This is a genomic window from Solibacillus kalamii, from assembly GCF_002174535.1.
Taxonomy (GTDB): Bacteria; Bacillota; Bacilli; order Bacillales_A; family Planococcaceae; genus Solibacillus; species Solibacillus silvestris.
This window is the reverse complement of sequence record NZ_NHNT01000002.1, coordinates 178,343-202,116: the sequence shown is the minus strand read 5'-3', so window position 1 is coordinate 202,116 and position 23,774 is coordinate 178,343. Positions and strand designations below refer to the sequence as shown.

Annotated in this window: 20 protein-coding genes; 8 read left to right on the top strand and 12 right to left on the bottom strand. The window is 38.7% G+C overall.

The window, feature by feature from the left end:
• Window positions 1–57: 57 nt before the first annotated feature.
• From CBM15_RS04620 to CBM15_RS04585, 7 genes are all read right to left on the bottom strand, one after another.
• Entirely contained in the window at window positions 58–1,755 is a 1,698-nt protein-coding gene (locus tag CBM15_RS04620) for a hypothetical protein (RefSeq protein WP_008405177.1), read from the bottom strand.
• Window positions 1,756–1,895: 140 nt separating this feature from the next.
• Window positions 1,896–2,069, bottom strand: a complete 174-nt coding sequence (locus CBM15_RS04615) for a YjfB family protein (protein WP_014823250.1) — start codon at window positions 2,067–2,069, stop codon at window positions 1,896–1,898.
• A gap of 123 nt (window positions 2,070–2,192) precedes the next feature.
• Window positions 2,193–2,774 (bottom strand): ribosome biogenesis GTP-binding protein YihA/YsxC, encoded by a 582-nt coding sequence (yihA, locus tag CBM15_RS04610; protein WP_008405173.1) that lies wholly within the window; start codon window positions 2,772–2,774, stop codon window positions 2,193–2,195.
• Window positions 2,774–5,116, bottom strand: a complete 2,343-nt coding sequence (lon, locus tag CBM15_RS04605; protein WP_169797430.1) for an endopeptidase La — start codon at window positions 5,114–5,116, stop codon at window positions 2,774–2,776. The genes yihA and lon overlap by 1 nt, the downstream gene beginning before the upstream one ends.
• Window positions 5,117–5,373: 257 nt before the next feature.
• Window positions 5,374–6,645 (bottom strand): ATP-dependent protease ATP-binding subunit ClpX, encoded by a 1,272-nt coding sequence (clpX, locus tag CBM15_RS04600; RefSeq protein WP_008405169.1) that lies wholly within the window; start codon window positions 6,643–6,645, stop codon window positions 5,374–5,376.
• Between the two features lie 533 nt (window positions 6,646–7,178).
• Entirely contained in the window at window positions 7,179–8,468 is a 1,290-nt protein-coding gene (gene tig / locus CBM15_RS04590; RefSeq protein WP_087615905.1) for a trigger factor, read from the bottom strand.
• Between the two features lie 109 nt (window positions 8,469–8,577).
• Window positions 8,578–9,567, bottom strand: a complete 990-nt coding sequence (locus tag CBM15_RS04585; RefSeq protein ID WP_087615903.1) for a DUF3196 family protein — start codon at window positions 9,565–9,567, stop codon at window positions 8,578–8,580.
• A 315-nt stretch (window positions 9,568–9,882) separates the two neighbouring features.
• Between CBM15_RS04585 and proC the strand changes: the two genes are divergently transcribed.
• From proC to CBM15_RS04565, 5 genes are all read left to right on the top strand, one after another.
• Window positions 9,883–10,611: a pyrroline-5-carboxylate reductase gene (gene proC, locus CBM15_RS04580; protein WP_275656651.1), complete on the top strand. Its 729-nt coding sequence runs from the start codon at window positions 9,883–9,885 to the stop codon at window positions 10,609–10,611.
• On the top strand, window positions 10,550–10,693 hold the full coding sequence (locus CBM15_RS19595) for a pyrroline-5-carboxylate reductase dimerization domain-containing protein (protein WP_275656652.1): 144 nt from the start codon (window positions 10,550–10,552) through the stop codon (window positions 10,691–10,693). Before proC ends, CBM15_RS19595 begins: the two co-directional genes overlap by 62 nt.
• A 202-nt stretch (window positions 10,694–10,895) precedes the next feature.
• A complete protein-coding gene (locus tag CBM15_RS04575) occupies window positions 10,896–12,125 on the top strand; it encodes a saccharopine dehydrogenase family protein (RefSeq protein WP_008405160.1) in 1,230 nt (409 codons plus the stop codon).
• Entirely contained in the window at window positions 12,125–13,318 is a 1,194-nt protein-coding gene (gene nspC / locus CBM15_RS04570) for a carboxynorspermidine decarboxylase (protein WP_087615901.1), read from the top strand. Before CBM15_RS04575 ends, nspC begins: the two co-directional genes overlap by 1 nt.
• 204 nt (window positions 13,319–13,522) lie before the next feature.
• On the top strand, window positions 13,523–14,569 hold the full coding sequence (locus tag CBM15_RS04565; RefSeq protein ID WP_087615899.1) for an LLM class flavin-dependent oxidoreductase: 1,047 nt from the start codon (window positions 13,523–13,525) through the stop codon (window positions 14,567–14,569).
• 62 nt (window positions 14,570–14,631) lie between these two features.
• Here the strand turns inward: CBM15_RS04565 and CBM15_RS04560 are convergent, their stop codons facing one another.
• Window positions 14,632–16,095, bottom strand: coding sequence for a protein adenylyltransferase SelO (locus CBM15_RS04560; RefSeq protein WP_087615897.1), 1,464 nt, complete (start codon window positions 16,093–16,095; stop codon window positions 14,632–14,634).
• Between the two features lie 180 nt (window positions 16,096–16,275).
• On the opposite strand from CBM15_RS04560, the gene CBM15_RS04555 reads away from it, so the two are divergent.
• Both CBM15_RS04555 and CBM15_RS04550 read left to right on the top strand, forming a co-directional pair.
• Window positions 16,276–16,866, top strand: coding sequence for a biotin transporter BioY (locus CBM15_RS04555; RefSeq protein WP_008405151.1), 591 nt, complete (start codon window positions 16,276–16,278; stop codon window positions 16,864–16,866).
• Window positions 16,867–16,973: 107 nt separating this feature from the next.
• Window positions 16,974–17,423, top strand: coding sequence for a universal stress protein (locus CBM15_RS04550; RefSeq protein ID WP_087615895.1), 450 nt, complete (start codon window positions 16,974–16,976; stop codon window positions 17,421–17,423).
• Between the two features lie 42 nt (window positions 17,424–17,465).
• Here CBM15_RS04550 and CBM15_RS04545 read toward each other — a convergent pair whose 3' ends face one another.
• The 3 genes from CBM15_RS04545 to CBM15_RS04535 all read right to left on the bottom strand — a co-directional run bounded on the left by CBM15_RS04545 (window position 17,466) and on the right by CBM15_RS04535 (window position 22,404).
• Window positions 17,466–20,651 carry a DEAD/DEAH box helicase gene (locus CBM15_RS04545; RefSeq protein ID WP_087615894.1) on the bottom strand — a complete coding sequence of 1,062 codons (3,186 nt, stop codon included), beginning with the start codon at window positions 20,649–20,651 and terminating at the stop codon, window positions 17,466–17,468.
• A gap of 173 nt (window positions 20,652–20,824) precedes the next feature.
• Window positions 20,825–21,868, bottom strand: a complete 1,044-nt coding sequence (locus tag CBM15_RS04540; RefSeq protein ID WP_087615893.1) for an acyl-CoA dehydrogenase family protein — start codon at window positions 21,866–21,868, stop codon at window positions 20,825–20,827.
• A gap of 20 nt (window positions 21,869–21,888) precedes the next feature.
• On the bottom strand, window positions 21,889–22,404 hold the full coding sequence (locus CBM15_RS04535; protein ID WP_008405145.1) for a DUF4242 domain-containing protein: 516 nt from the start codon (window positions 22,402–22,404) through the stop codon (window positions 21,889–21,891).
• A 161-nt stretch (window positions 22,405–22,565) separates the two neighbouring features.
• On the opposite strand from CBM15_RS04535, the gene CBM15_RS04530 reads away from it, so the two are divergent.
• Window positions 22,566–22,994, top strand: a complete 429-nt coding sequence (locus tag CBM15_RS04530; RefSeq protein WP_087615892.1) for a winged helix-turn-helix transcriptional regulator — start codon at window positions 22,566–22,568, stop codon at window positions 22,992–22,994.
• Window positions 22,995–23,009: 15 nt separating this feature from the next.
• On the opposite strand, the gene CBM15_RS04525 is transcribed toward CBM15_RS04530, so the two are convergent.
• Window positions 23,010–23,771 carry an ABC transporter permease gene (locus CBM15_RS04525; RefSeq protein ID WP_087615891.1) on the bottom strand — a complete coding sequence of 254 codons (762 nt, stop codon included), beginning with the start codon at window positions 23,769–23,771 and terminating at the stop codon, window positions 23,010–23,012.
• Window positions 23,772–23,774: the final 3 nt, after the last annotated feature.

The window sequence follows — 23,774 nt, the reverse complement described above, 5'->3', positions numbered from 1 at the left end:
TATGATTCACTTATTATGAAATGGCATGCGAGAAACCGGTCCCGCATGCCTTTTTAATTAGTTTACTAATAATACATATACTTCCGATGTTGAACGTGCAATCGCTGTAACATGATCTGCTTTTTTAATTTCAGATATGTCGATTACTTCCCCATCTTTAATAACCATTGCTTTTGATAGATCGAGCGAAAGTGAACCGAATCGGTAACTCCAGTGACCGTCTTTGTTCCACTGGCTGCTGTTAACAACCGAGATCTTTTTCGTATTGAAATTAATCGAACTTACACGGCCAGTTAATGTTAACGTAGCCAATTTTTCATTTGGCACAAAATGAATGCCCTCAATATGACCATCATTTACAAAGAAGTATCCGTAATATGGATTTGGTGAATTTGTGTAATTATCATACAAATCGAGATCCAGTTCCGGGATGACTTTGAATTGCTTTGTTCCATCTAGTTCTGAAGCGATTGTTGAATTACTGTAAGCAAATGATGCAATGGAATTATCCGTATTCCAGAAATGATTATCGAAACGTTGTAAGTCAGATAACTCCACTTCATATGCATCTAGATCCGCCACATTAATTCGACCAAAGTATAGTTTGTATTTTGATAGATTCGGTGCTAAATAACCATCATTTGTTATATTGACGATATGGGCATAATCACTCTTAATCGCCCCATCTGTTAATACAAATGCCGTTGTCGATATTGGATTTTGCGCTAAATCAAGGGCTATAAGTCCTTCAGGTTCTACTAAACGGCCATTGCGAATCAAAATCGAACCGTTATGATAATTTAATTTTAATGAATTTTTAAGTTGCAGTGTGTTCACACCAAGATTGACACTTGTAATAGGTTGATAGAATGTACGCTCATTTTTAGCTAATACGATAATTTTATCAATTACTTCTTTGCTGAACTGAGTTTTTGTTACAAAATATAGCTCGCTATTATTATATTTTTTTAATTGGCTTTTTGAGATTTTTTTATTTCCTACGTAAATGCTTGTACTGTTCGTAAAATTAAATGTTGCTTGTGTTTTCGTTTTTACTGTTCCAAAGCGCCAGTTTAGTAAAGGATGCGCATTTTTAACATTTAGCGTATTTTTGTTTGTATTAACTGTATTTAAATCTGCTTTATATAATTCCGCTACCATATTGGCTGTGCTCATAATTGTAATTTCAGCTATACGGGAAGTATTGGCTGTTGCAAATTTTAGACGGACACGGTCTCCTACATAAAGTGTGCTTAAATCTACAGATGAGTTTCCTTTGAAAACTTCCGTATTGTTTGTCACTGAATAATTTTTAGTTGAGGAACCGTCGATTTTTACACGTAACTGCAAACCGTTCGGATCAATTTGTGTGACAACACCGGTTACTTGTTTGCTGTTTTCGACGATTGAACCGCCTTCTACATTTGTAGAGCCACGCATTTCCGTAATTTTGCCCAAGTTTACTTTTATCGTGACACTCATGCCTGCTTTAAATCCATCAATCGTTGTCAGCGTACTATTAATATAGTATTTACTAGTATTGGCAAGGTTAAATGTTGCAGTTTTGCCTGCACTATTTTTTAATGTGACACTTTTTAATGTTCGTGTGACATTTCCCTTCTTATCTTCGGTTTCATTATAATTCGCTTTCATAAATGTATATGTATTCGATGCTGCTTCAGCTTTTTGCACTATTGGTAAGATCGCTAAAGCAATTGTAATTGCTATCAATACGGTAATGAATTTTTTAAGCAATTTTCCTGCCTCCTTCTTTCAGTAACTTTTTCAATCCATAGTAAACGCCCGGAATATTTGTAGTTAATACCAAATATTGTTACAGGGCCTATTTTAGTGTAACAAAATTGCCGACTATTGGCATTGATTGTCGAAATTATTTATACGTAAATATCGATTGTTTTACCTAATATGGGGTGTGATGCATTGATTACTTCGACTATTTGTTTCGCATTATCTTGCTGAAAATCCATCGCTTTTTTCGTCATGGTCAATGAAACATTTTGCATCAATTCGTTATGTTTCACCGACATCGCTAATGCAGCAATATCCAAATGTACACCTCCTATTTACCTTTATCGGCTAAATACTATGAATATCAAGTAATTATTATAATTTCCGAGAGTAAATTGGCCAAAATAAAAAACAACCCCGAAAGAATTTCGAGGTTGCATTGTTTACATGCGTGATTCAATTTCTGCCCAAGCCTGTTCTAGACCAAGACCTTTTTCAGAAGAAAACACGATTAATGGATCTTGCTTTTCCATTTGTAGTGTTTCCCGGACAATCTTTTTATGCTTATCCCATTTTCCCTTCGGAATTTTATCTGCCTTAGTTGCGACAACTATTACCGGGATATTATAATGCTTTAAAAAATCATACATCATGCAGTCATCTGAAGTCGGGTTATGGCGAATATCAACAATTAAGACAACCGCTCTTAACTGCTCACGACCCATAAAGTACTGCTCAATCATTCTTCCCCATGCTGCACGTTCTGATTTTGAAACTTTTGCATAGCCGTATCCTGGTACGTCAACATAATAAAGCTGTTCTTCAATTTTATAGAAGTTCAGTTGTTGTGTTTTACCAGGTTTTGACGAAATACGTGCCATTGCTTTACGGCCAATCATACGATTGATAAACGAAGATTTGCCGACATTTGAACGACCCGCTAAAGCGAATTCAGGTAGCCCGTCTTCCGGGAACTGTTCTGGTCGGACAAAACTGCCGATCATTTCTACGTTATGGACTTTCATTACTTATTAAAACCTCCATCTAGTGCGAGCGCAAGAACTTCTTCCGCTTGTGAAACTAGTTTAAATGTGAGTTGCTCACGAATTGTTTCAGGAATATCATCAATATCACGTTCATTGTCTTGCGGAATGATAATCGTCGTTAATCCTGCACGGTGGGCACTTAGTGATTTCTCTTTTAAGCCGCCGATTGGCAGTACACGACCCCGTAATGTTACTTCTCCAGTCATTCCAATTTCGCGTTTAATTGCTTTTCCAGTTATTGCGGACACAATAGCAGTCGTCATCGTAATACCTGCTGATGGACCATCTTTTGGTACAGCGCCTTCCGGAACGTGGACATGAATATCGTGCTGATCGAAATAATCAGCATCTACTCCTAAATCACTTGTTAATGTGCGGACGAATGAAAGCGCAATTTGTGCTGATTCCTTCATTACATCGCCAAGCTTCCCTGTTAAAATTAATTTACCTTTACCAGGTGTTAATGAAACCTCGATTTGTAATGTATCACCACCGACTGTTGTATAGGCAAGTCCAGTAGCGACACCCACTTGGTTTTCCAATTCAGCTTGACCATAGCGGAAGCGGTGTTTCCCAAGCATATCCACTAGTACTTTGGAGTTGACCGTTACTTTTTTCTTTTCACCAGATACGATTTTTTTCGCAGCTTTACGGCAAACAGTCGCAACTTGACGTTCCAACCCACGAACACCAGCTTCACGTGTATAGTAACGAATTAAATCCGTAATCGCTTCATCTTTCATTGCCATTTGCGTCTTCTTCAAACCATGTTCCTTCATCTGTTTCGGAATCAAATGGTTCTTAGTAATTTCTACTTTTTCGAATTCTGTATAACCTGCAATATTAATGATTTCCATACGATCCAATAATGGTGCAGGAATTGTACTTAAATCATTTGCTGTTGCAATAAATAGGACATCTTGCAAATTGTACGGTTCTTCAATAAAGTGGTCACTGAATGTATTATTTTGCTCGGGATCCAATACTTCCAGCATTGCAGCAGATGGGTCTCCTCGAAAGTCATTTGACATTTTATCGATTTCATCAAGTAAGAATACAGGATTTGTCGTGCCTGCTTTTTTCATCCCTTGAATGATACGTCCCGGCATTGCGCCGACATACGTACGACGGTGACCACGAATTTCAGATTCATCACGCACACCGCCAAGTGATACACGGACAAATTTACGGTCAAGGCTTTCCGCAATGGAACGCGCCAAACTCGTTTTACCTACGCCCGGAGGTCCGGCCAAACATAAAATCGGACCGCGCAATGAATTCATTAATTGACGTACTGATAAATATTCTAAAACGCGCTCTTTCACTTTTTCTAAGCCATCATGATCGCGATTTAAAATTTCTTCTGCATAGGCAATATCAATACGGTCTTCCGTTTTTTCCGTCCAAGGAATCGATACAAGCCATTCCAGATAATTACGGATGACACCACTCTCTGCACTTGCAGCAGGTAACTTTTCGTAGCGGTCAAGTTCTTTTAACGCTACTTTTTGTGTTGACTCCGGCATTCCGGCACTATCGATTTTTTTGCGAAGTTCGGCAATTTCACCCGTTTTTCCTTCGCGATCACCAAGTTCTGTTTGGATTGCTTTCATTTGCTCACGCAGATAATATTCTTTCTGTGTACGCTCCATCGCTTGTTTCACTTTTGTACTGATTTTTTTCTCGAGATTTAAGATCTCCTGCTCGTCATGCAAACGAATCATTAAGTGATCTAAACGCTTTTTAATGTTCGTAATATCGAGCACTTCTTGCTTTTCATTAATTTTGAAAGGCAAATGAGAAGCAATAACATCTGCTAATCGACCAGGTTCTTCAATATCAAGCACCAATTCGATTGTTTCTGTCGTAATTTTGTTTGAAGATTTTGCATATTTTTCAAAATACGATAGCACAGTACGCATTAACGCTTCCGTTTCCGCATCTTTGTGCAGCTCATCTTCAAATAGTTCCAAATCTGCAGTTGTAAATTTCCCGGAATCTTCATAGCTGACCATTTCCGCACGGTTTAAACCTTCAACCAGAATACGTAATGTTCCATTTGGAAGCTTCAGCATTTGTTTTACCTTCGCTAATGTCCCCATTTTATAAAGATCTGCTTTTCCCGGTGAATCAACACGTAAATCTTTTTGGGTTACTAAAAAGATTGTGCTATCTTCAAGCATCGCATGTTCTAGTGCAGCAATTGAACGTTCTCGACCCACATCAATATGTAAAACCATCGTTGGGTATACAAGAAGTCCTCTTAACGGTAAAACTGGCATATTAGTTAATTTTTTCGTCACGCGGGTATTCACCTCCATCCAAATCTTTAAAAAAACCCGCATTATAAGTATGTGTTAGTTCCTTGTCAATTACGCCTAAGCGTTACTGTGTCCAGATTTTTCCGAGTTCAGGTACTCAAAATACTGGAGAAAACCATTTTTAACACTTCAAAACCTGAGACATCCGGCTAAATATCCGAAACCTTATGTATATGCTTTTTGTAAGAAAAAGCTGACTTTGGACTTGCTTGAGAAGTCTAAGTCAGCTACATAGTTGGAATCCATTCAGCTTATAATTAAGCTGAAGTTTTTTTGTTGTCGTCTTTTTTCAATTCAGACCCATCATCCAAAATTAACTTTGGATCTGCTTTGTCACGAATTGTTTCAGCTGTGATGATACATTTTTTAATATCTTCACGTGAAGGCAATTCAAACATTACATCAAGCATTGTCGCTTCAATGATTGAACGTAGACCACGGGCACCAGTTTTGCGTTCAATTGCCAATTTAGCAATTTCGACAAGTGCATCGTCTTCAAACTCCAGTTCAACATCATCAAGCTCCAACATTTTTTGGTATTGTTTTGCTAAAGCGTTTTTAGGCTCAGTTAAAATTTGTACTAATGCATCTACATTTAACTGCTCTAATGTAGCCAATACCGGTAAACGTCCGATAAATTCAGGAATTAAACCGAATTTCAACAAGTCTTCAGGAATTAACTGTGACATGATTGAAGCATCTTCATCGATTCCTTTATTTTGTGTTGAAGCAAAGCCAATTACTTTTTCGCCTTGACGACGTTTAATAATTGTTTCGATTCCATCAAATGCTCCACCTACGATAAACAGGATATTCGATGTATCGATTTGAAGGAACTCCTGGTGTGGATGCTTACGTCCGCCTTGTGGAGGAACACTTGCAACTGTACCTTCTAAAATTTTCAGTAATGCTTGTTGTACACCTTCGCCTGATACGTCACGTGTAATTGAAGGATTTTCGGATTTACGAGCAACCTTGTCAATCTCATCAATATAAATGATACCCTTTTCTGCACGTTCTATATCATAATCTGCAGCCTGGATTAGCTTTAAAAGAATATTTTCAACGTCCTCACCAACATAACCTGCTTCAGTTAAGCTTGTCGCGTCAGCAATTGCGAATGGTACATTTAAAATACGCGCCAACGTTTGAGCAAGTAAAGTTTTACCGCTACCAGTTGGTCCGATTAATACGATATTCGATTTCGACAATTCAACATCGTCAATTTTTGAATTCGAATTAATACGTTTATAGTGATTATATACAGCAACTGCCAATGCTTTTTTTGCACGTTCTTGTCCGATTACATATTCACCTAAAATATTTAAAATCTCTTTAGGTTTTGGAATTTCATTGAACTCGATTTCCTCTTCGATCCCTAACTCTTCCACTACGATCTCCGAGCATAGTTCGATACACTCATCACAAATATATACGCCTGGTCCTGCAACCAGTTTACGAACTTGTTCTTGTGGTTTACCACAAAAAGAGCATTTTAAATTGCCTTTTTCATCATTAAATTTAAACAATTTGGTTCACCCCTATTCAAGCAACAATCTTACAAGATTCTAGTTGTTTTATCAAATAAATTGATTGCGCGTTGTTACTAGCTTATTTTATGTCCTATTAAACTTTGCTGGCTGTTCAATAGTTAATGAAATTATCCCGCATTAACGGGTAGTAAGACTCCCGCCTTTCGACTAAAGTACAGCGAAAAGGAAAGGCGGGAAATCAACTACCCGTGAAAGCCCGATTGGTTCAACTAACAATCAGTGGGAGATAAAGAACCCCCACTGATTTAAGTTTCACTTTATATTGTAACTTTTTATCATTAAATATTCAAATGAACCAACTATTATATGTATGTATTCAAAGGTAGAAAACAAGGCACGGGAATACCGTACCTTGTCAAAATCTCATTTTATTCAATCCGTACTAGTTTTATCTTTATGTTAGACGGTAGCCCAGGAGTAAACCGGTACTTGTCGGCACTGATTCATGCTTCACCATGGTCATGAATCAGTACAGGATTGAATTCAAATCGATTATTCAAAACAAATAATTAGTTAGAAATTTTAGCGTTTTCAACTAGGAATTCAACTGTTTTTTGAGTGCGGATATCGTTCTCAAGAACTTGAGTTCCACCTAAAGCAGTTAAAATTTGATCGTTTGACATACCGAATTGAGCAGCCATTTTTTCTACTTCTGTATTGATATCTTCTTTAGATACTTCAATGTTTTCAGCTTGACCAATTGCTTCTAAAACTAAAGATACACGTACACGGTTTACAGCTTCTTCAGCCATTTGAGTGCGTAATGCTTCTTCGTTTTGACCTGAGAATTGGTAGTAAAGATCTAAGTTCATACCTTGCATTTGTAAACGTTGGCCGAACTCTTGAACCATGCGGTCAACTTCAGTGTTGATCATTCCTTGTGGAATTTCAACTTCTGCATTAGCAGCCGCTTTTTCAACTAACTCGTCGCGTAAAGAAGCTTCTACATCTGCTTCTTTGTTAGCTAAAGTAGTTTCTTTTAATTTAGTGCGTAATGCTTCTACAGTTTCAACTTCTGGATCGATTTCTTTAGCAAACTCATCCGTTAAGTCTGGTAATACTTTTGTTTTAACTTCTTTAACTGTTACAACGAATTTCGCTTCTTTGCCAGCTAATTCAGCAGCATGGTATTCTTCTGGGAAAGTAACTACTACATCTTTCGTTTCACCAGTTTTAGCACCTACTAATTGCTCTTCGAAACCTGGAATGAAAGAACCAGAACCGATTTCTAATGCGTAGTCTTCACCTTTACCGCCTTCGAATGCTTCTTCACCAACAAAACCTTCGAAATCGATTACAGCTGTGTCGCCTTCAACGATTGCTTCATCTTCTTTAATTTCTAATTCAGCTTTTTTAGCTAATTGAGCGTCGATTAAAGATTGAACTTCTTCGTCTGTTACTTCAGCAGATTGTTTTGTTACTTCTAAACCTTTATATTCACCTAATTTTGGTTCTGGTTTCACAGTTACTGTTGCAGTGTATGTGAAGTCAGTACCTTTAGCGAAATTCTCAGTACCCGCGATTTCTGGGTAGTCAACTGGCTCAATACCAGCTTCGTCTAAAGCAACTGGGTATGAAGAATTGATAACGATTTCTAGAGCATCTTGGTAAAGAGCTTCTACACCGTACATTTTTTCAAATACGTTACGAGGCATTTTTCCTTTACGGAAACCTGGTACGTTAATTTGTTTTACTACTTTTTTGAAAGCTTGGTCTAAAGCTTTATCAACTTCTGCAGCTTCTACAGTAACCGTTAATAAACCTTCGTTACCTTCTTGTTTTTCCCATTTTACTGACATATATATTACCTCCAAAGTTAACATTCGTTTGAATAAACAAACTCGTCATATATATTGTTTGACAACCATTTTAGTATAACATAGATGCTCAATGTTTCAACTTTTTTCACTACTCTTGCAAATCCGACATTTTTTCTATGTTTTGTAAAAAAGTTACTATTCCACCATTCATTTCTCTCTCTTCACCGAACATTAATTTCACATAATCGGTATAGCCTGCAGCAACTTCTTCACTGGAATATCCGGCCCATTCAAACGGGTAAAGTACGATTGCATGTTTGTCGATTAAGTGCAAAGCAAACTCTAAAGTAGACGGCTCCTGTGCCAGTTGTTCCGTTATAATTCCCGTAATTTCCGTATATTGAGGCAGCTTCGTCGGCAACGGAACATTCACCGGGTTTAATTCTTTGGACTGACCAAGTTTTGTTACAGTGACTGTCATATTGATTTCCTGTTCAACAAGCAGGATGAGCAGTAAGCTTTTTATAAAGGGTTGGATTGTTTCTTTTTCGATGAGTGCTTTCAATTCACCGGAATAGGGACGGATATTCTTTTCCGTAAGTTCATGAATCAGCATCATTTGCTGTTGTGCTGACATTACAGAAAATTCTGTTGCCGTAAATTGTTCAAGTTCGTTATCTTCAATAATTGATGCTTGAAAATGGGATTCCTGATTTTCCGCAATATGGGCATTCAAATTTTTTAAACGTTCAAATTTTTCCGTTTCATATTCAGGGATTAACTGTTCGTCAAACAATGATTCAATGATTTTTTCAACTTGTTTAAATTGACGTAATTGCATGCAGATCGTTAAGTACAGTTCCATCACTTCAAAGTACATGTTCGGACCTATCGCAAGCAGTTCCTCACAAACTTGTTTTGCTCGTTCGTAATTTTTTTCTTCATATAATGAGTAAGCAAATATACTAAGTGACACTTCATCTCCCTCACCTAATAACAAAGCCTGCTCAAACAGCTCATTTGCTTCTTTGTACCGGTTATTTTCTGCCAAGTATTTCGCTTCATTAAATAAACGATCCATCATCCCCGGAAACAAAATTACTTTTCCATGATCTTTATTTTTTTTATTTTCTTTCATCTAATCACTCCATCGGCGACAAAGTAATGCAGTTGCACTCTTCGTCCATTGCATTTATTTTAACGTTGTTTATTCATTCCAACAATAATTATATGAATGCATCATTTAAACTGAAATCGTGACCCTTTTTACTCAATGTTCCCGTTCTTAATTGTAATTAACCTAATTTATTGTTAATAGCAACAAAAGGAAGGTTATTGTGTATATGAAAAAAGTCGTTCTGTTTGCATTGATCGACCAGTGCGGTATACTAAGCGCTATGTACATTTTACGTAATAGATATAATTAAAAATTAATTGAAAGAAGGATTTATAGATGAAATTTGGATTTATCGGACTTGGAAACATGGCTGGCGCGATTATTCACGGCATGATTACAAGCCAGCAATTTAATGCTGCCGATGTATACGGGATGAATCGGAGTCGTGAAAAAACCGAAGACCTTGTAAATAAATACAGCATTCAGGCAGCCGATTCAATTGAACAGATAATGGAACAAGTTGACGTAATTGTCATCGCTGTAAAACCTCAAATGTTCGAAGATGTTTTACCTACAATTAAAAAACATCTAACAGATAAACACATCGTCATTTCTATCGCCGCCGGAAAATCACTCGAATATTTACATGAGGAACTTGGAAGCGAAACATCTATTTTCCGGGTAATGCCGAATATTAACGCAACAATCGGGGCATCGACAAGTTGTTATTCAACTCAGCAAGCTAGTGCAGGTCAAAAAGCAATCGTTGAGAAGCTTTTTGCTACTGTCGGAACAATTGTCGAGCTTCCTGAAAACCTATTTTCAATCTTTACAACAATTGGTTGTGCTTCTCCTGCCTTTACTTACCTCTATATCGACTCATTGGCCCGTGCAGCAGTTCGTGAAGGGATGCCCAAAGATATGGCACTTCAAATTGCGGCAAGCTCTGTATTAGGCAGTGCGCAAATGGTATTACAGTCCGATTCTCTACCCATGGGCATTAATCGATCAAGTATGTTCACCTGGAGGAACGACAATTCAAGGTGTCACTTCCCTTCAAGTTAATCACTTTGAAAGTACAATCTACGAAGCCGTTGATGCAGTAACGAATCGTGATACATTTTTACAAAAACAAACAGTTAAATAGAAATGCCTGCCCAGTGGATATAACTTCTCACTGGGTTTTTTCTTTTTTATAAAGAAATGATAATGGATTATGTTTTTATTTTCTCTTAATTCTACAAAAAAAAATATGAGAACATAATTGCTAACTACCGTACTATTCTATATAATCAATCTTGTTTCAAAAATGAAACCAAAAAATTATAGATTTGGAGCGTGACAAGAAATTGGGTAAAGCATTGATTATTGGAGCTGGCGGTGTAGCTAGCGTTGTCGTACATAAATGTGTACAAAACTCAGAAGTATTCGAAGAGATTATGATCGCAAGTCGAACAAAATCAAAATGTGATGCTTTAAAAGAAAAATTAGATGGTGGAAAAACGATTATTCACACAGCACAGGTGGATGCGGATAACACTGAGGAACTAATTGACCTAATCAATGGATTTAATCCAGATGTGGTGATCAATGTAGCTTTACCATATCAAGACTTAACTATTATGGATGCATGTTTGGCAACGAAGACTCACTATGTAGATACAGCGAACTACGAGCCTTTGGATACTGCTAAATTCGAATATAAATGGCAATGGGCGTATAAAGAGCGTTTTGAAGAAGCAGGTATTACTGCGCTTCTAGGTTCAGGTTTTGACCCAGGTGTAACAGGCGTATTCACAGCGCATGCACAAAAGCATCATTTCGATGAAATTCATTACATCGATATTGTTGATGCAAACGGTGGAGACCACGGACTTCCATTCGCAACAAACTTCAACCCTGAAATCAACATTCGCGAAATTACTGCGAACGGTCGTTTCTGGAAAGATGGCGAGTGGGTTGAAACGGAGCCTTTAGAATATAAAACAGTTTATAACTTACCGGAAATCGGTGAAAAAGATTGCTACCTTCTATACCATGAAGAACTGGAATCTTTAGCGAAAAACATTAAAGGTTTAAAACAAATCCGCTTCTGGATGACGTTTGGCGAAAAATACTTAACACATTTAAACGTTCTTGAAAATGTAGGTATGACTTCAATCGAGCCAATCGAATTCCAAGGACAAATGATTCAGCCGATCCAGTTTTTAAAAGCTGTTTTACCAGACCCAGCTACATTAGGTCCACTTACAAAAGGTAAAACAAACATCGGCTGTATCGTTCGCGGTATGAAAGACGGTAAAGAAAAAACTTACTATGTATACAATGTATGTGATCACCAAGAATGCTACAGAGAAGTTGGCTCACAGGCGATTTCTTACACAACTGGTGTACCGGCAATGATCGGCGCTATGCTTGTAATGAACGGCGAATGGCAAAAACCAGGTGTATGGAATGTAGAAGACTTCAATCCGGACCCATTCATGGATGCATTAAATAAATGGGGATTACCATGGCACGAAACAGAAAACCCTGAATTAATCGACTTGGAATTCACTTCTGCTGGAGAAAAAGCATAATGGCAGAAATTAAAAACACGAAAAAATCTGTGATAGCAGCTGCTCTTGAAAAAGAAACAGGCATTGACTGGTCAAAAGCACCATCTCCTGCCTTCGTAGTGGACGAGCGATTACTTGAGCGCAATTTAAAACTGTTAAAATCCGTACAAGATCGTACGAATTGTGATATTTTACTTGCACTTAAAGGGTTTTCTATGTGGTCAACATTTCCGATGGCGCGCAATTATTTAGCGGGGATTACATCTTCTTCACTATTTGAAGCACGTCTTGGTTTTGAAGAATTCGGCAAGGAAGTACACGCGTATGCTCCTGCTTATGCAGAGCATGAAATCGATGAATATTTAACATATGTCGACCATATTGTATTTAACTCATTTGATCAGTTAAATAAATACAAAGACAAAGTGTTAAATCACGAGAAAAATATTTCAATCGGTTTACGTGTAAATCCAGGATATTCAGAAGTGGAAACACCTTTGTATGACCCTTGCTATATTAACTCGCGTTTAGGTATTCCAGTGGAGTCATTCCGTCCGGATGAACTTGACGGTGTTGAAGGCATTCACTTCCATGCAATGTGTGAGCAAGGTGCAGAGGTTTTGGAGCGTATTTTAGTGCACTTTGAAGAAAAATATGGCGAATACTTGCATCAAATGAAGTGGATCAACTTTGGCGGCGGACACCATATTACGAAGCCAGGTTATGATGTCGAGCTATTAGTCAGCTTAATCAACCGCATTCAGGAAACATATGGCGTAAAAGTGATTTTAGAGCCAGGTGAAGCAATTGCGCTTAATACAGGATATTTAGTGGCGACTGTGCTTGATATCGTACAAAACGGTATGGAGCTTGCGATTGTCGACTCTTCAGCTACTTGCCATATGCCGGATACACTTGAAATGCCTTATCGCGCACATATTATCGGTTCGGGTCAGCCAAACGAAAAAGCCTACACATATCGTTTAGGTGGGATGACTTGCTTAGCAGGCGACATTATCGGAGACTATTCTTTCGATGAGCCGCTACAAGCAGGCGACAAACTCGTCTTTACGGATATGGCCCATTATACAATGGTAAAAACGCATATGTTCAACGGTGTAAATTTACCAAGTATTTGCACTTACAATGAACAAGATGGTGTAAAAGTTATTCGTACTTTCCAATACGAAGACTACCGTAACCGTCTATCTTAATTAACAATCCATGGTAACAAAAACATCCATTTTCTCCGTGAGGAAATGGATGTTTTTTTCTGTTTTCACGAGTTCCCCCACTAGAAGTATTTAAATATACTTCAACTATTTTGAATGATATGTTGCACAAAGCTTATTAATATAGATATCAAAGAGTATATGATAAACTTACTTTTAGTAACTTACTAAAGGAGTCTATTAAAAATGAAGAAATTTGAATTCGGCATCTATACCCTCGCTGATATTGGCACTGATCCTTTAACAGGAAAAGCCCCTTCTCCTTCGCAACGATTAGAGGAAATTTTACAGATGGCGGACTTAACTGAAAATTTAGGGCTGGATGTGTTCGGTGTCGGCGAGCATCACCGTCTTGACTATGTCGTATCTGCTCCGCCTGTTGTTTTATCTGCGATTTCTCAACGGACAAAACATATTAAACTGACGAGCACAACAACCGTTTTAAGTACGGTGGATCCTGTTCGGCTTTTTGAAGATTTTGCAACGCTTGATTTACTAAGCAACGGACGAGCCGAAATTTTAGCAGGTCGTGGTGCATTCATCGAATCTTTCCCGCTTTTCGGGTATTCAACAAATGATTATGACGCATTATTTGAGGAAAACTTACTGTTACTTCAACAATTAAATTCACAGGAATGCGTAACATGGAGCGGTCAATTCCGCCCAGCTTTAAATAATGCGGAAATAGCACCTAGGCCCTTTAATCAGGAAATTCCTATTTGGGTTGGTGTTGGCGGCACACCGGAAAGTGCTGTTCGAGCAGGACGTATCGGAGTTGGAATGGCACTTGCAATATTAGGCGGTCCCCTTGATCGGTTCCAGCCACTGGTGAATCTTTACCGAAAATCCGGACAGCATCATCCTGAAAAATTAAATGTTGGAGTTACCGGTCACCTTTTCATTGCAGAGACAACGGAACAGGCACTGGAGCAATTTTACCCTTACTATAAAAACTATTGGCAGTATGTAAATCAGCAACGCGGCAGTTTCAGCTTCCAGTTATCTTTTGAACAATTCATCGAAATTACCGGACCGAACATGGCATTATTCGTTGGAAGTCCTGAAGAGGTTGCGGAAAAAATTATTAAACAATATGAATTCTTCGGGCATAGCCGGTTTTTGGCGCAGCCGGATATTGGCGGTCAACCATTTGAACTTGTAAAAAACAGTATGAACTTATTTGCCAACGAAGTCGTTCCAATTGTTAGAAACCACATTGAACTGAAATCATAAAACTTTTCTATAGTTAGTAAAACGAGCACGGCAACAACTTTTTGTTGTACCGTGCTCGTTTTTTAAGTTCCACAATAACTTACAAACGGTGGTTCTTCGTCTGTCGGTGGCTGAGTATATTTTTTGTACTGCTCCGACACAGTAAACGGGCTTGTCAGTACTTGGAGCATTTCAGCAAACATTGAAGGGTCGCCTTCTGCAAACTGATCGATTGCCTGTTCCACAAAATGATTTCTTGGAATAAAGGCCGGATTAACGGACTGCATTACCTGCATTGTTTCATCAATCGTCGTGTCTTGTTGTTCAATCCGTTCAAACCATGTTTTTTCCCACTGTTTAAAGGCGTCTGACTGGAACAAAACATTATCCGGTCGCTTACCTTCCGACAATGTACGAAAAGTGTTTGTATAGTCTGCTTCATGTTCTTCCATTAAATTCAGCAGAACATCTATCAGCTTCTCATCCTGATCATCAATCGAAAGTAGACCTAATTTTTCCCGCATTTCACTATAATAATAAGCTTCATAAATAGAAGGGAATTTACCTAGAATCGTTTGTGCAAGTTGAACTGCTTCCTCTTCGTTTTCATGAAGCAGCGGGAGCAGACTTTCAGCGAAACGCGTTAAGTTCCATGATGCGATCGGCGGCTGATTGCGGTAGGCATAACGCCCTTGACGATCAATCGAACTGAATACAGTTTCCACGTCATACGTATCCATAAACGCACATGGCCCGTAATCAATTGTTTCACCGCTGATTGTCATATTATCAGTATTCATTACACCATGAATAAAGCCGACACTCTGCCACTTCGCAATAAGGGAAGCTTGTCTATCAATTACCGCTTCGAGCAGGGCAAGATAGCGGTTTTCTGATTGCATCAGCTCAGGATAATGGCGCTCAATTGCATAATCAGCCAAAGCTTTTAAGTCGTCCGCCTCTCCAAATGCAGCCGCATACTGAAACGTCCCGACACGTAAGTGACTTGCAGCAACCCGTGTTAGAACAGCGCCTTCCAAAGCTGTTTCACGATAGATGATATCGCCAGTTGCCATAACAGCTAAACTACGTGTTGTTGGTATTGAAAGTGCATGCATTGCCTCACTGATGATAAATTCGCGTAACATTGGACCAAGCGCAGCACGTCCATCGCCTCCACGAGAATACGGTGTAAGACCCGATCCTTTCAACTGAAGATCAAATCGTTTCCCATTTTCCGTGAGATGTTCTCCGATTAATAACGCTCTTCCATCACCTAACATATTAAAATGCCCGAATTGATGTCCTGCATAGGCCTGTGCAATTTGCGCTGCGCCAACAGGCATTTCTTGTCCTGCCAAAATAGCGGCACCATGCTCTTTTAATTCCCGAGCATCTAACCCGAGCTGCTCAGCTAATGTACGATTGAAGATGACGATTGAAGGTGATGTCACTTCATTAGCTGTTACATGGGAATAAAAAGTTTGCGGCAACTCCAAGTAACTGTTATTAAAACGAAAACCAAAATTCTGCTTTTTATCTGTCATTGTTTTCGCCTCATTCCTTTCAAAGATGCATTTATTATAAACTTTTTTATAAAAGTTAACCAAAATTACGCCCGGTTAGTATGTTAACCTATTAAAAATAAAAGTTGACACAAAACAAAACTCAATTTATATTTATGTTAACCAAAATAATATAGAAGTTAACAACAAGGGGAGTAATGTATGGAGACTGTTCACAAAACACAAAGCTTTAAAACAATCGATTTAATTTACAGTGCACTTTTTGCAACACTTATTATGATCGGGGCAAATATTACATCATTTGTACCTTTTCTAACGGTCGGTGGTGTACCGATAACATTACAGGCATTTTTTGCCATACTAGCAGGTTTAGTGCTTGGATCAAAAAAAGGAGCCATCGCTTGTGCAGTTTATATGTTTATCGGTCTTGCAGGGGCACCGGTGTTCTCTAAATTCACAGGCGGATTTTCGGCGATACTACTTCCGACTTTCGGCTTCATCGTAACATTTATTATAAGTGCATATATTGCCGGTAAAATTGCCGAAAAGTTTCAAACACGACTTGCCTATATTATTGGTGCACTTATAGCAATGGCGGTTAACTATATTATAGGAACAACATGGATGTATTTTGCCTATACATTATGGGCATCCGCTCCAGAAGGTTTTACGTTTAAAATGGCATGGCTTTGGATGATTCCGCCAATGCCAAAAGATATTATTCTTTCAATTTTCGCAGGATTCTTTGCATATCGTATTCAAAAAATCCTGAAAATCCTACCTATTAAATAAATGGTTGATTGTAGTAGAATTCCTCATCTCATGTTCTCGGCGTCATCATTATACCGAGATTCATATATTTGATATACTTTATTCAATAGATGAAGGGGGAATTTCATATGGCAAATCATTATCAAAATATTGTTGTTGCAGTAGATGGTTCAGAAATAAGCGAACTCGCTTTTAAAAAATCGATTGATATAGCAAAACGAAATATCGGCTCGACTTTACATATTATCCATGTAATCGATACGAGCTTCTCCACATCTTTTGATATGCTTTATGATAATATGGTTGAATTGGTTCGCAAACATGGCGAAGTTTTACTGGACCGCTATGAATTGGAAGCAAAAGAAGCAGGCATTCCTGCCATCAATAAGATTTTAACAAAAGGCACGCCCAAAACAATTTTAGCAAGAAAGCTTTCAGAGCATGCACCCGCAGATATTATCATTTGTGGTGCAACCGGCTCGAATGCGGTCGAGCAGATGTTCATGGGATCCACTGCGGAAGCAATCGTTCGGCATGCAACATGCGATGTTTTAATTGTGCGAACACCCGTTAAATAAAAAAAGGTTATGAGGAGCACAAAATGGTCCTCATAACCTTTTTTAAATCATTAAAATTTCCCGGATATCCTGTTCGGTTAACGTTCCCTTCGACGATTCATCGCCGTCCAATATATCCGAAATAAGCATTTTCTTCTTCTGCTGAAGTTCACTCATTTTTTCCTCGATTGTACCATTTGCAATGAGTTTAATCACTTGTACAACTTCCTTTTGCCCCATACGATGGGCACGGTCGGCCGCTTGTTCCTCTACTGCCGGATTCCACCATAAATCATATAAAATGACGGTATCTGCCCCTGTTAAATTCAGTCCTGTGCCGCCTGCTTTCAAAGAAATCAAAAACATATCACGCTCGCCATCATTAAAAGAGTTGCATAGCGCAATACGCTCTTCTGAAGGGGTTTGTCCATCAAGATAAAAATATTGTTCCCCGCGCTTGGAAAGTTCTGTCGCAATCATTTTCAGCATTTGCGTAAACTGTGAAAATATTAATACCCGGCGGCCAGATACCTTCGATTGTTCCAATAGTCGGAACAGCTGTTCAAACTTGGCGGAACTCCCTTTATACCCTTCGACAAACAGTGCCGGATGACAGCAGATTTGACGCAGTCTCGTAATTCCGGCCAAAATACGAATCCGGTTTTTATGGAATGTTTCTTTATCCAGATGCTTCATTGTATCGACACGCAGTTTCGCCAAATAGGCTGCATATAACGCTTTTTGCTCCGGTAACAGTTCGGCTTTTTCAATCATTTCCTCTTTTTGAGGCAATTCACCCAGTACATGTTCTTTCATTCGGCGAAGGAGAAACGGCCGTACTCTGCGTGCAATATCTTTCCGCTGCATATGGCGGAACTCCTCTAGCTCGCGGAACAGCTGCGGAAAGATGACACGGTATATCGACCATAATTCCGATAATGAGTTTTCAATCGGTGTTCCTGTTAAACCAAAGCGATTTGTCGCACTAATTCTTTTTACTGTTCTAGCCGTCTGTGTAACCGGATTTTTAAATGCCTGCGCTTCATCAAAAAATACCGTATGGAAATGCTGCCGTTCATAAAATGCACTATCTTTACGTAATAACGGATAGGTCGTAATGATAACATCATGTTCTTCCATTGTACGAAGCAAATGACGCCGCTCGGATACTTCCCCATCAATGACAATTGCTTCGACTTCAGGGGCAAATTGCATGAACTCATACAGCCAATTGTATGAAAGCGACGATGGACAGACGATCAGAACCGGCTGTTTATTTGCACGGATGATCGGCAATTCAGATACGATAAAAGCAATACTTTGTACTGTTTTACCAAGTCCCATATCATCTGCAAGCACACCACCGAATCCATAATTCGAAAGCAATTTCAACCAGTTAAAACCATGTTTCTGGTAATCCCGAAGAATCGGTTCCAGGCTTTCCGGAACTTCAAATGTCAATGTTTCAGGATGTAATAACTGCCCTGTAAACTGTTTAAACGATTCTTCCGCTTCAAATATTTCACTTTGTTCAAACTGCTCCAAAAAAGGTAGACTATCCAATATTGGCATATTAAACGTTAATTCATATTCATCATCCTGAGCCGGAATTGCTCTAAGAAAGCGCTGAATTTCTTCAATTTCCTTAGTCTCCAGCGAAAGCAATGCCCCATCTTGCAAACGATAATATTTTTGCTTCACTTTGATGGCCGCTAAAATTTCTTTAATTTGCTTATTCGTAACCCCATCCATTTCAAATTTAAATTCAAGCCAATTTGTCCGTTCCTTTTGAACGTTCACCCGGATTTTCGGAAAGTTATTTTCTTTCGCTATCCGCAGTTTGACAGAATTTGTGGCATAAATGTTAGCCAGTTTTGTGAGCTTCGGAAGCTGGTGATATAAAAACTCGTATTCAAGCTCTTCATTTTGCATATAGTAGCCGCCATCCGTTTTCGTAAAACCGCTTCCATCCATCAACGCTAAAACCGCCGCTTCCTTTTCGATATCACGGAAGATGAACACTTCGTCAGAAAGCTGATCATCCAATGGTTGAATGACAAATTGCCCGTATTGAAATTCCACCCCTGCAAGGAAGCGGTTTTTCACACGGTCTAAATAAATGTTTGCGACTAATGGCGTTTCCATCTGTTTTGCTGAAAGCTCTGGAGCCATTTCAACAATACCTATTTTTTTCAATTTAGGTATCACCTGTTCCCGGAAGTAATCCCAGTGTGAATGCTCAATCGTTAATAAGGTTTGTTGCTGAAGCATCTGCCTTAACTCGAAAAGCTGCTTCATACTATCGTCACTCATTTGCGTCATTTCTCCATCAAATAGCACTACCCGATAATTAGGAAGCAAGAAAACTCGTTTAATTCCTTCTATATAAACCTGATAATCTTTTCCCTTTGCTTCAATGAAAAAACGAAGAGCTTTAGGTTGTGTTTGTAGCTTTACATCGCTATAGCTTTCATTTTGATACAATAACGAAACATTTTCCGTATTCGATATCAATGTAGCTAGAAGAAACCAAGATGAGGGTGGAATGATCAGCAGATGCTGCTCCTGATTTTGTACAGGCGTGTCACTATAAAGTGTATCATCTTCAACAATTTTAATTAGGAGCTGTAAAATGGCATCATGCTGTTCCTCAAAGCAGAACTGTTCAAAATTATAGGTGATATTTTGAGATATCCGATATGGCTTTTTATTTTTTATATGTGATAAAAATTCGCGAATTGATAAAATCTGTTCTCCATTGATCTGGAGTTGTATACTAAAAAACGGGTCTTGTTCTGAAAGTTGAACAGGCGTTAATAAAAACTGCACTTCTAATATTTCCCGTTTTTCAAAATGACTTTGCTGTCTTGTTGTTTGTATTGTCTCCTGTTTAAAAATAGAAAGAAAGCTGTTTTCAGAAATTAAATTTCCAGCGTTTTCATCAACTTGTATCGATTGAGCTTTATTTTTATTGTTATTAAAAATAGCGATAAGAACTGCCGCAACATGTTGACAGCTTTTACTGAAATTACCCAATGTCGGACAGCTGCAAGATGTTTTAAATTGGCCTGTTCCCTCTTTTTCTACCCGGACAACGAATTGTTCCGTACTGTTTACAACCGCTTCTCCATACACATCTGTATCTTGCAGGAAATTAACTTTCCCTGTTTGGTAAAAAGTTTGTCCTTTTTTAAAAGAAACGGTTCCGCATAGATTTTTTATTTGTTTTTCTGAAATTTTTATATCCATGCCGATCCCCCTTTTTCTATTTAATCCATTTTCTCATGTCACCCATTGAATTACTAGCTTGAAGCGAATATGAAAAAATTGAAAAAGACTTAACGATATGAGGTGAGAAGTGGTGTTGAGATTAAAGGAGGAATATATGAAAAGGGGGCTAATTGGTTAGCCCCCTTTTAAACTCAAGCAAAAGATGATTTAATTTTTTCCAGATGTCGGACTGTTGGCGTCAAGTTAGCAAAGAAGTATGCTTCACGCAATTTGCGGGATGGAACACTTCCCGCAACATAGCCGGCTGCTCCATTGTGAATCATATTCGCCTGTACTGCAGCTAATGTATCGTGCACAGCTTGGAGACGTGTGTTTACAATTCCCTTCAGTGTCAAATTGCCTGCCAAGTTGTTCAACTCTGCATTAATTCTTTCATATTGATCGCGCAGTTCCGTTGCCTGTACTTTTAAGTAGTCATTACAGCCGTTTTGCTTAGCCTTTACTTTTTCAATACCTTCAACTGCTGCGGCAATTACACCTGCACCAAGCGGAACTTGATAATAAATAAACGTAGGGCGGATAATATCGCAAAATTCTTTTGCATCCTCGGAAATGACAAAGTCTTTCGAAATTACGACATGATCAAATTTACATGAATATGTCGCGCTGCCATTCACTCCAAGGAAACCAAGTCGTTCGTTCATTTCAAGACCTTCGATATCAGTTGGTACAAGCACCAAAACTTCACGACTGTCGACTGTCGCAACTGCACCAAAATAATGACGGTTCCCCAAGTTGGATACAGCTGGCAACGTTCCATTAATGACATAGCCTTCTTCTGTCTCTTCTGCCTTCAGATGGAGTTTTTCTAATCCGGAATAGTACTTCATCGCATTTGATAATCCTGTTGCACCAAGCTTTACGCCGCTTTCCAGTTCCGGTAATATCGTTTGCTTTAAATACTTATTGTCACTATTACGTAAATAAGTTAATGCGGCTAAATGGCACCAAACACAAAACGCTGTTGTCATACAAACCTTTGCCGTTTCACGAACAACTGCTGCCTCATCCTGTAATAGCGTCGATTGCTCCTTATTTGCCGATTGGAAGAAACCAGCCTCACTTAGCGCTAAAATATAATCTTCTGCATAATGTGCCTGCTCATCGACCTTCTTCACTACGGGCTTCAGTTTTTCATCGATGATTCGTTGTAACAATTCTTTGTTCAATGCCATTGTCCCCGCATCCTTTCCTTTTAGTCTGCCAATTCCGTTAATGATGTGATCGGTGTTTGTACTGCTTCTCGTGCACGTTTTACAGCCGCTTCGTCTGGTGCATCATAGAAACATAAACATTTTGTCATATCTTCACATACATACGTACGAGAGAATTTTACATCTGGAACTTCTTCGTATTTTACCGAATTTTTCTTTTTACGCTCTAAATATTTTTCCATCGTAATTTCTGCAGGAATTTCCCATTCTACTAAGTAGTTTACTTGCTCGCCGCCCGCTTTTACTTCATCAAGTTCTTTACCGATTAAACGGACTTCCTTTACTAGATCAATTGCAACACCTTGTGTTTGTAACGCTGTTTTTGCCGCTTCCTCATCTGCTGCTTCAATAATGAAATAACCACGTGAAAAGTCTTTCGCCACTTGTACTTCGATAACTCCAACACCTTCTGTACCATGCACTTTTTCGACTAATGCCGAAAATGCTTCTTTTGAAGAAACCTCATTAATTGTTGATTCTACTAAATATAAACTCATTGTATTTTCCTCCTAATAGTAAATGTTAGATTATTCTATATTCAAATAGGCGTTCTTTAGAGCGCACTATGAATACCCATTTCAATAGTTCGTATAGGTTAAAAAAATTAACTCGCATTGCATAAAATTAATGTTTATACTTGTATCAAGGAGGCGAAAACATGAAAACACGTTATGACTTACCCTGTAACATTGCACAAACATTAAATATTTTGGGAGATCGTTGGACGCTTCTCATTATTCATGAACTGCTTATCGGCGAAACCAACTTTAATGATATTAAGCTCAAGCTTCCAGGTTTATCAGCGAATATTCTGTCAAATAGGTTAAAAGAATTGGAAGAAGCACAGATTGTTCAAAGTGAGCTATATTCCGCCCATCCCCCACGCTACCGTTATACATTAACCGAAAAAGGGACAGCCCTTGAGCATGTATTCAACTCCATGATTATATGGGGTGCTGATCATCTGGAAACCTGCTATAAAGAAATCGTCGGGCCTGATGAACAGCGTATAGAAGTCGGTTATTATTCTACTGAAACAGGCAAACGCGTCGACACGATTCATATACGGCCATTAAAAACTGTCTAAACTCATTAGGCAGTTTTATTTGGCCCCTCCCCAAATGCGGTTTACCCAACTTTCAAAATAATGAATGCCTTTGTCGAGTAAAAGACCAAGTACCCCAATTACAACAATGCATGCCATAACTAAATCTAGACTTAAGGAATTTCGTGCATCGACAATTAAAAATCCTAAACCCGATTGCGCTCCGACCATTTCCCCAGCGACGAGGAAAATCCACGCTGAACCTAATGCCATATGCAGCCCATTGGCGATCATTGGAAATGATGCCGGCAATATAATTTTCCGCATTGTCTCAAAAGTGCTCATTTCAAAATTTGATGCGATTCGTAAATAAGTTTTATCAACTTTTTTTACCGCGGATACCGTTGACAATAACACCGGGAAAAATGCAGCGATAAAAATAATAACGATCGCAGGCATATTGCCAATGCCGAACCATAGAACGATAAACGGTGACCATGCAATCGGCGAAACCGGTCGCAATACTTGAACTACCGGGTCGAGCACTTTCCAGACAGCCGGTAACCTTCCTAAAATAAGGCCTAACAAAATTGCTGCAACGACAGCGATCAGATAACCTGTGAAAAATCGAAATAAACTAATTTGTATATGTGCAAACAGCGAACCATCGGAAATGATCGCCAGTAATGCTTCCCCCACTTTTAAAGGCGGAGGGAAAAGTGCCGACTGGTGCCCACCTATCATAATTGCAGCTTGCCATACGAGAAGTAATAATAGAAAGCCAAGTGTAATCGGGGACAATTTCTTCACTATCGCCATAAT